At 47.6% G+C, this 1,234-nt stretch carries 1 protein-coding gene; it reads left to right on the top strand.

Annotation, left to right across the window (positions count from 1 at the left end):
- The first annotated feature begins 589 nt into the window (after positions 1-589).
- Positions 590-1,120, top strand: a complete 531-nt coding sequence (locus BM021_RS15030; protein WP_090721775.1) for a transposase — start codon at positions 590-592, stop codon at positions 1,118-1,120.
- Positions 1,121-1,234: the final 114 nt, after the last annotated feature.

Here is a 1,234-nt window from a genome sequence, read left to right as displayed (position 1 = left end):
GAGACCTTTGCACGGCAGAAAGTGCATTCAATTGCATGGAATGATATAATTATGTTTTAAATCATGTAATTGAAGTAATCGCCATGAGTTTTTCAGAATTTAATGTCACGCGCCGTACCCGCAAAGGAAGTTTCTAAACCAGATAGCTGAATTGATTGACTGGAAACCGATAGAAGAAGCGATAGCACAGCATTATTCGCCAGCATCGGATGTCACCGGTCGCCGGCTTATCCTGGATTGCTACTGTTCAAGATGCTGCTGGTGGAGATATGGAATGGTGGTTGAGTAGATGAGTCGATGGAAGACATGGCGAACTCGAATCTGCACGTGATGCGTTTTTTAGGATTGTGTTTGGAAGACGATGTGAGGGACTTATTTCGTACTGTCGCGATTCAGAACCCGGCTGACGGCAGCACATGCGTGGGATGGATTGCTAGAGCAAGCCAATCGGCAGATTCAGGCCCACAACATCACAGTCAAGAAGGGGTGTCATGTAGATGCGAGCATTACGCAAAGTCCGCGCAAACCTAAAACCAGGCCTGGTCAATGACCGGAAGATCGGGATGATGAGGAAGATGCCAAGGCAGCGATGCGGGTTATTGAAGTTGCTCAACCCGGTGTAGATACCGGAGCACGCTGGGTTAAAAAGGGTGGCAAATCGGTGTTTGGTTATAAGCAGCACACCCTGGTTGACGCCAATGATTTAGTGCTGGCCGTTGAAATCACCGCGGCCAATTGCCATGACAGCAAGCCGTTGCTGACACTGCCTGATAAAACCAGAATCGAGTCAGGTACCCCTATTTATGCAGACAAGGCGTATAGTAGTCAGAAACATTGCGATGCTTTGAAAGTGCGTGACATTAAAAACGGCATTCAAGATAAGGCGGTGAGAACCAAACCATTGACACGGTGGCAGTTACAACGCAACAGTCTGATCACGAAAGCACGTTATGTTGTAGAGCGCACCTTCGGCAGCCAGGTGCGCTGGTTTGGGGGTAAATTACTGCGTTACTGCGGCTTGGCCAGGGCACATGCCTGGCACATCCTGCTGGCTATGGCGTATAACTTGAAAAGGCTACCCAAACTCTTTGCCAATCGTCGAATAATCACGCAAACATAGGAATATTGCGCCTTCTAAACCGGAAATGGTCGGTTTGGAGTGATTATTCCGGGTTCATTTGTGCAAAAATGGCTAAAAATTACCCAGTCGCTTACAAATAAATCAGAAAATGGC

It is taken from the genome of Nitrosomonas sp. Nm166 (assembly GCF_900112825.1).
Taxonomy (GTDB): Bacteria; Pseudomonadota; Gammaproteobacteria; order Burkholderiales; family Nitrosomonadaceae; genus Nitrosomonas.
The sequence above is the reverse complement of the archived record's forward strand: the minus strand, read 5'-3'. Positions and strand labels throughout refer to the sequence as shown.